11 protein-coding genes are annotated in these 7024 nt (G+C 61.1%); 2 read left to right on the top strand and 9 right to left on the bottom strand.

The genetic code is table 11. The annotated features are described in order from the left end of the window. Positions 1–411 (top strand): nuclear transport factor 2 family protein (locus KDH09_19460; GenBank protein MCB0221885.1); only part of this gene is annotated, 411 nt, incomplete at its 5' end. On the opposite strand, the gene KDH09_19455 is transcribed toward KDH09_19460, so the two are convergent. The 9 genes from KDH09_19455 to KDH09_19415 form a co-directional block, all read right to left on the bottom strand. Beyond that, positions 412–1317, bottom strand: a complete 906-nt coding sequence (locus tag KDH09_19455; GenBank protein ID MCB0221884.1) for a hypothetical protein — start codon at positions 1315–1317, stop codon at positions 412–414. After that, positions 1317–1622, bottom strand: a complete 306-nt coding sequence (locus tag KDH09_19450) for a hypothetical protein (protein MCB0221883.1) — start codon at positions 1620–1622, stop codon at positions 1317–1319. The genes KDH09_19455 and KDH09_19450 overlap by 1 nt, the downstream gene beginning before the upstream one ends. Before the next feature lie 109 nt (positions 1623–1731). Beyond that, positions 1732–2133, bottom strand: coding sequence for a GNAT family N-acetyltransferase (locus tag KDH09_19445; GenBank protein ID MCB0221882.1), 402 nt, complete (start codon positions 2131–2133; stop codon positions 1732–1734). 3 nt (positions 2134–2136) lie between these two features. Then, positions 2137–3501 (bottom strand): PhoH family protein, encoded by a 1365-nt coding sequence (locus tag KDH09_19440; GenBank protein MCB0221881.1) that lies wholly within the window; start codon positions 3499–3501, stop codon positions 2137–2139. 23 nt (positions 3502–3524) lie between these two features. After that, on the bottom strand, positions 3525–4148 hold the full coding sequence (locus tag KDH09_19435; protein MCB0221880.1) for a DsbA family protein: 624 nt from the start codon (positions 4146–4148) through the stop codon (positions 3525–3527). Positions 4149–4237: 89 nt separating this feature from the next. Continuing rightward, positions 4238–4825, bottom strand: a complete 588-nt coding sequence (locus KDH09_19430) for a gliding-motility protein MglA (GenBank protein MCB0221879.1) — start codon at positions 4823–4825, stop codon at positions 4238–4240. 49 nt (positions 4826–4874) lie between these two features. Next, positions 4875–5360, bottom strand: a complete 486-nt coding sequence (locus KDH09_19425) for a roadblock/LC7 domain-containing protein (protein MCB0221878.1) — start codon at positions 5358–5360, stop codon at positions 4875–4877. Between the two features lie 136 nt (positions 5361–5496). Beyond that, on the bottom strand, positions 5497–6099 hold the full coding sequence (gene recR, locus KDH09_19420) for a recombination protein RecR (protein MCB0221877.1): 603 nt from the start codon (positions 6097–6099) through the stop codon (positions 5497–5499). Next, positions 6099–6464: a YbaB/EbfC family nucleoid-associated protein gene (locus tag KDH09_19415; protein ID MCB0221876.1), complete on the bottom strand. Its 366-nt coding sequence runs from the start codon at positions 6462–6464 to the stop codon at positions 6099–6101. Before KDH09_19415 ends, recR begins: the two co-directional genes overlap by 1 nt. A gap of 219 nt (positions 6465–6683) precedes the next feature. On the opposite strand from KDH09_19415, the gene KDH09_19410 reads away from it, so the two are divergent. Next, positions 6684–7024: hypothetical protein (locus tag KDH09_19410; protein ID MCB0221875.1), on the top strand; the 341-nt coding region annotated here is incomplete at its 3' end.

Here is a 7024-nt window from a genome sequence, read left to right as displayed (position 1 = left end):
CAGGCCATCGGCGACCTGTTCGCCAACCTCTCCGATCACAACCTGCGCGAGCGGGTGTTGGGCGAGCTCTACGCCGATACCGTCGTCTTCCAGGACCCCATCCAGCGCGTCGAGGGGCTTGCCGCCTTCCGCCAGGCGCTCGCGTCCATGGAGAAATCCCTGAAGGGACTCGAGGTGCGCCTCATCTCGGACGCCGTGGGAGAGAACCAGCTCGTCATCCGCTGGGAGATGGATTTTCGCGTGCCACTCGTGCCGTTCAAGGCGACCCTGCCTGGGGTAAGCTGGATGGAATTCAACGGCGCCGGCAAGTGCTACCGCCACACCGACTACTGGGACATGCTCGGCATGTTCGCCCAGCTTCTTCCCTTCGTGAAGCCGATCCAGAAATTGCTGCAACGTGCGGCGGCGTAGCTAAATTCTGCAGCCGAGATCAAAGGCTAGAGAAAAATCTGCAGGCTCGTAACCGCCAGTCAAATTGTATTGAAGTGGCACACGGGCGTTCAGGTCCAAAACCCAGTCTCCAATAAAGTATTCGATGCCTGGCGACGCATAGACGGACCAGCCGCCTCCGCCGAGTGGGAAGTAGCCTAGCCAATTCGAGCGATCATCCGATGAAGCAATTACAGACATTCCAAAGGTAACAGCGCCCCCCTGTTCAGGCAGTGCTCCGGATTCGATGCGGAGAGGTTGAAATGCACCCGCAATACTTATGACCAAATCCTCACCGAAGTCAGTGATCCTCGACTTGCCCCAATCCTTGTAGCTCACGGATGACGCAGCCCTCCAGGCTTCCGTTCTGTATCCACCTGAAATACCAATTCGATAAGCGTAAGCATCTCGCCCCGGCTGAACGACTTCCGGGTCTGTTGTCGGCGTGAAGAAAACATCACCTTTCGTGTTGTACTCACCGGTTGGGAATGTCCCGGTGGCGTATATGCTGACGTCCAATGAACTTGACGCCGAGATCTCACGAAGTGCATACAGCTCTAAGCCAAGCGATAGATCTCCCACACCGAACTCGCTGAATTTTAAGGCAGCAAATTTGCTTTCAAGACTCTTTTGTCTGAAGGGCAGTTCCGCCCAAACGCTGACGCGATCGTGAGGTGCGCCCGCAACAAGCAGGCCGAAGCTATGTGCCTCTATTACAGAAGATGGAAATCGATTTTTTGAATAGCTGTAGAAGCTGTTTACAGATAATTCCCCGCCGCGCAATGGATCATTGGGAGAAAAGACCCATTGCCTTTCTTCGGCGCGTGCAACGCCGGCGAATGCCATGACCTGAGAAAGAATCAGCAGCAGAAAAAGGACGCGCCGCACTATTCCAGATCCGCGTCGGTAAAGGGTTTTGCGGCGCCTTCTTCGCCGTTGGGCAGTGCCCACACGACGAGCTCGCGGGCGAGCTGGTCGAGGGCCTGGGCGTCGTCGGGAAGCCGGTCGGTGCGCCAGCGCTCGGCCAGGGTGAGTGCGCCGACGGAGACGTCGACGCAGGAGTTGTGCTTGCGCGTGAGCGCGGCAGTGCGCTCGCCCACGCGGCTTTTTACCAAATCTAAAAAGCGGGTCTTCTTGTCGGGCATCGCAAAAGCCTCTGTGCCCGGCGCGGCGCCGGGAATTCTCCCCGGCATGTGGCGGAGAGTTTCTCTCAACAACCACAGCGACAATTCAGCAGGTTCCGGGGATGGCCAATTGTGACCCGGAAATTACGCCGGATGCAAAATGCGGAGTGAGCGGCGCTCAGGCCTCGCGGCGCATGAGGCGAATCTCGCCCAGATTGCTGGTGAAGCCCCATTTTTCGTAAAAGGGAACCATGCGGGGCCGGCAGTAGAGTTCGAAGTGTTTCACGCCGCTGAGTTTTGGGTGGCTGATGATCTCGTCGATGAGCCGTCGGCCCAGATCCGAGCCGCGCTGTTCGGGGGCGACCATCACGTCGAAGATGAGCGCCTTGAAGACCCCGTCGGTGAGGACGCGCGCGAACCCCACGAGAGTCCCCTCCTGCACCAGCCCAAGCGTGAGATCCGAGCCTTCGAGCACCCGCGCGGTTTCCTCGCGGGTGCGCCCGGCGCTCCACCATTCGTTCTGGTAGAGGACGTGGAGCTGGTCGGCCAGCGCCTCGCTGAGTGTTTCGAGAAGTTCCACTTGCTAGAGGATGTTTGCCGCCAGCTCTGCCAGCTCGCTGCGCTCGCCCTTGTAGAGGGTGACGTGGCCGCCCAGGCTCTGGGCGCGGAATCGCTCCACGAGCCAGGACAGACCGTTGGAGGCCGAGTCCACGTAGGGGTTGTCGATCTGGTAGGGATCGCCCGTGAAGACGAGCTTGGTCTGGTGCCCGGCGCGCGTGACAATTGTCTTTACCTCATGGGGGGAGAGGTTCTGTGCCTCGTCGATGATCATGAACTGGTTGGGAATGCTTCGGCCGCGAATGTAGGAGAGCGGTTCGAGTTCCAGCATTCCCAGGTCGATGAGGTCCTGGTAGCTGCGATGATGGCGCCCGGTGCCGCCGCCCTCCCCGCCCGAAGTGCTGAGCAGAAATTCGAGATTGTCGAAGATGGGCTTCATCCACGGGCTGAGCTTGTCGTCGATGTCGCCGGGCAGGAATCCAAGATCACGCCCCAGCGGAAAGATCGGGCGCGAGACGAGCAGGCGCTGGTAGCGGCGCTGATCGGTGGTTTTGAACAAGCCGGCGGCCAGGGCGAGCATCGTTTTGCCGGTGCCGGCTTTTCCCACGAGCGTGACGAGCGGGATGTTGTCGTCCAGGAGCAGGTCCATCGCAAAGGTCTGTTCCTTGTTGCGCGAGCGCACCCCCCAGATCGATTCGCGCGGCTGCTGGATCAGGTAGCAGTTGATGGCTCCCTGCTCGCGAAAGCGCGCGAGCGCGGTGTGCGTGGGCGCTTCCTTGTCGCGCAGCAGCAGACACTCGTTGGGGTAGATCTCTTCATCGGGAAGCAGCGAAATCTCGCCGTCCTGGTAGATGCGATCGACCACCGAGGCGTCGACGAAGAGCTCGCGGTAACCGGTATAGAGCTCTTCGATGTCGACGCGGTCGGTCAGAAAGTCCATGACCTCAAGTCCCAGGGCGTCGGCCTTGATGCGCAGGTTCGTGTCCTTGGTAACGAACACGACCTTCTGGGATTTCTCTTCGGGTTTGAGATTGTCCAGCAGCGTCCCGCCTCGCAGCGCCAGCGCCACCGAGAGGATGCGGTTGTCGGCCTTGTGCTGGGGCAGGTCCTCGGGAAGGCTCAGGCCGTAGTCCTCGCGTGCCAGGGCGACCCAGAGCTTGCCCCCGCTGTCGAGATCCACGCCGCTGGAGAGCTTGCCCCGCTCACGCAGGGCATCGAGATGGCGCGATACTTCGCGCGCGGAGCGCCCGACGTCCGAGACCTCTTTTTTGAAGCGATCGATTTCCTCAATGACGGTGATGGGGATGACCACGTGGTTGTCCCCGAAGTGGAACATGGCCGTGGGGTCGTGAAGAAGCACGTTGGAGTCGAGAACAAATGCCTTTTTCAAAGAAGGATCTCCAGGGGCGCCGCCTACTCGGCCGGGGCCAGCTTACCCTCCAGGGCGCGTTCGAAGGCCTGCTCAAACACCTGGGGTGATTGAGCGCCGATGATGCGCGCCCCGAAAATCACGGTCGTCGGAACCCCGGTGACGAGGTTGTCGAGGGCTTCTTCGCGGTTGTCCTGCACCTTGTCGAAGAAGGTGCCCTCATCGAGGGCTTTGGAAAATGCCGCGCGTTCCAGGCCCGCCTTCCCGGCGATCTCGGTCAGCACGGCGTGGTCGCCGATGTCTTTTCCTTCGAGAAAGTAGGCGTCGAAGACGCCGCGGCGGTACTTGGCCAGCGCTTCCTTGCCGGCTTCCCGGGCGAACTCTGCCCCCTCGAGCGCCAGGTGCGTGTTGGCCACCACGCTCGGCCGGTCGATCTTCACGCCGTAGGACTCGGCCAGCGGCGCGATGCGCTGCCACAGACCGTCCATGAAGTCCCCGCCGAAGCTATGCAGGCTCATCCCGCCGTAGGGAATCTCGGGGTGAATCTCGTAGCCCGTCCACTCGATGTCGATCGGAAATTTGGCAGAAAGCTGCTCAATCACCCGCTCGCCGATAAAGCAGTACGGGCAAATGAAGTCGGAATAGAGCTTGACGGGAATCGGGTTCATTTTCACCGGTAATTGTTACCCACCGGGGCCCAAAAAGAAAAAGGGGCGAGTCGCCCCGCCCCCGAATTCTTCGTGACAATGTTCGGGCCCTACTTGCCCTTCTTGAGCTCCTGGAGGACCAGCTTGGCGACGGCCTTGAGGGTCTCGAAGACGCCCTCGCCACTCTGGGCGCAGGCTTCGTAGCTGGGAACCTGTAGCGGATTGAGAAGGCGCTGCAGCTCGTCCACGGGGGCGGCATTGGGCAGGTCGCGCTTGTTCCACTGCATGACGTAGGGAACCTTCGAAATGTCGTAGCCCTGCTCGGCCAGGTTCGTCTTGAGGTTCTCGACGCTCTCGATGTTGGCTTCCATGCGCTCGACCTGGGAGTCGGCGACAAAGACCACGCCGTCCACGCCCTTGAGGATGAGCTTGCGCGAGGCGTCGTAGAAGACCTGACCGGGAACGGTGTAGAGGTGAAAACGGGTTTTGAAGCCGCGAATCTCACCCAGCGAGAGCGGCAGGAAGTCGAAGAACAGCGTGCGCTCGGTCTCGGTGGCGAGCGAGATCATCTTGCCCTTGGCTTCGGGATTTGTCTTTGTGTAGATGTACTGGAGATTCGTCGTCTTCCCGCACAGACCCGGTCCGTAATAGACGATCTTGCAGTTGATCTCGCGTGACGAATAGTTGATGAAAGACACGTTAAGCCACCCCTACTGAGTCTCGTGGGTCGATTTCTACCCTGCCGGCTTATTCGCTGAACAGGTTGTCGATGTCGTCGTCGGTAATCTCGGCAAACGGCGAAGAGGCCCCGCCATCAGCTTCGGCTTTCTGCACCAGGCGCTCGAAAATCTTCGCCAGTTCCTCGCCCGCCTTCTTCACGCGAAGACGGACCAGACCCAGCGAGCTGCGCTCGTCGAAGATCACCACAAGGATCACCCGGCTGGCGATGATCGTAATGTGCAGGTTGTCGCGCTCGCCCTCATGGAAGAGGATGGAGAATTCCTTCTCCCCGAGCAGCTTGGCCAGGCCGCCGGTGGCGGCAATGTTGCCCGCCGTCAGCGAGGCAAGGGAGGTCGTGTCGAGGTCTTCGGTCTCACCGGCACTGGCGATGAGCTGACCGTTTTTATCGACCAGGAAGACGACCTTGGAGTTCGCCTCCTGGCAGAGTCGCTCGATCACGGCGGCGATCTCATGGAACTCGCTTTCGTACATCACGAAGCTTGGGCCGGCCATGTAAAAAACTCCTCCAACCGCGAACAATCAAGCGGCTTCAAATTCGGTCTAGATGGGGGAAATCTTTACCAATTCGGGCTTTCAGGTCAACCCGTCCTCCCCCTGAACCAGCGACGGCACCCTGAATCCCTGTTCACTAGCCGATTCGGGTGCGCCCTTCAAGCGCCCGGGTCAGTGTGGCCCGGTCGATGTATTCGAGCTCCCCGCCGATGGGGACCCCGTAGGCAATGCGCGAGACGGCGATGTCACGGGAGCGGATCTCCTCGGCCAGGTAGAGGGCTGTGGCCTCTCCCTCCACCCCGGTGCCCGTGGCCAGGATGACCTCACGCACTTCGCCGGAGTCCAGGCGGCGCATGAGCTCGGCGATCCGGAGCTTTTCGGGGCCCACAGAGTCCAGCGGTGAGAGGACGCCGTGGAGCACGTGATAGAGCCCGCGAAAGCCCCCGGCCGATTCAAGGGCCATGAGGTCAGGCACCTGCTCGACCACGCAGATGATGGCCGGATCGCGCTTGGCGCTGCTGCACACCGTGCACAGCGGGTCGACGGCGTAGTTGAAGCATTTTTCGCAAAAGCCCACGCGCTCCTTGGCTTCGGTCAGCGCCCGCGAGAGCGCGCCCGCATACTCGGCGTCTTCCTTGAGAATATGGAAGGCCAGCCGGGTGGCGGTCTTTCGGCCGATTCCCGGAAGCTTGGAGAGCTCGGCAACGAGCCGTTCGATGGGGTCCTTGGGCGCGGGCATTACTTGAACAGGTCTCCCAGGTTCAGGCCTGCCGGAAGCCCCAGGCCGCCGCCGAGCTTGGAGCGCTCTTCATTGGCGGCTTCTTCGGCCTTGCGAAGCGCGGCATTCAAGGCCGCCTGCACGAGGTCTTCAAGCATGGTGACGTCCTCGGGATCGACAACGGTCTTGTCGATGCGGACCTTGCGGACTTTCCCAGAGAGCGTCACGGTCACCGTGACCATTCCGCCGCCCGAGGCCGCCTCGACGGTCCTCCCGGCGAGCTCTTCTTCAACTTTTTTCTGTTTTTCCTGGAGTTGCTGGGCCATTTGCTGGGCCTGCTGGAACAGGTTTCCCAGACCTCCGGGAATGCCGCTCTCATCGGACATGGGAGCCTCCTCGCATACGCGCGCAATATGGCGCCGCCTTGGCGCCGGGGTCAACCGGGCATCGAGCACGAGCACGTCCACGATCACGTTGACGACATTCTGGGCACCCTGGACACCCACCGGCTTGCGAGAATGCCCGCGAGCCCCTACCCCTTCGAATTGTTGTTGCCGTCGTGAGCGTGCTCGTGCTCGTGAACGTGCTCGACTACACTGCGCCCGATGCCCGAAGAATCCCAGCCCCCGCGCCTGCTGCGAAGCAAGACGGGCCGCGCGCTCACGCTGGCGCTGGCGGCGCTTGCGGTGCTCCTTGCGCTGGAGGGCCTCGCCCGTCTGATCGACGACGGCGACGAGCGTTACTACCACACCCGGCTCTTCGAGCACCTGCCCCCGGGCGACGCCGCCCGGATGCGGAAATTCATGGACGAGCAGGTTCAGGGATTCGAGCAGACCTGGAAGCTCGGCGCTGCGCAGGTGCTCGACACCGAGAACTTCGTGCTCGACGAAGAGCTCGTTTATCGCCTCAAACCCAATCTGGATCTTGAGGCCATCAACTTCACGCT

Source organism: Chrysiogenia bacterium (assembly GCA_020434085.1).
GTDB lineage: Bacteria > JAGRBM01 > JAGRBM01 > JAGRBM01 > JAGRBM01 > JAGRBM01.
The sequence above is the reverse complement of the archived record's forward strand: the minus strand, read 5'-3'. Positions and strand labels throughout refer to the sequence as shown.

Coding starts and splice junctions, on each gene's coding strand:
- KDH09_19435 (MCB0221880.1), bottom strand. CDS start 4,148: ATGAACCCGATTCCCGTCAAGCTCTATTCCGACTTCATTTGCCCGTAC.
- KDH09_19415 (MCB0221876.1), bottom strand. CDS start 6,464: ATGTCCGATGAGAGCGGCATTCCCGGAGGTCTGGGAAACCTGTTCCAG.
- KDH09_19425 (MCB0221878.1), bottom strand. CDS start 5,360: ATGGCCGGCCCAAGCTTCGTGATGTACGAAAGCGAGTTCCATGAGATC.
- recR (MCB0221877.1), bottom strand. CDS start 6,099: ATGCCCGCGCCCAAGGACCCCATCGAACGGCTCGTTGCCGAGCTCTCC.
- KDH09_19450 (MCB0221883.1), bottom strand. CDS start 1,622: ATGCCGGGGAGAATTCCCGGCGCCGCGCCGGGCACAGAGGCTTTTGCG.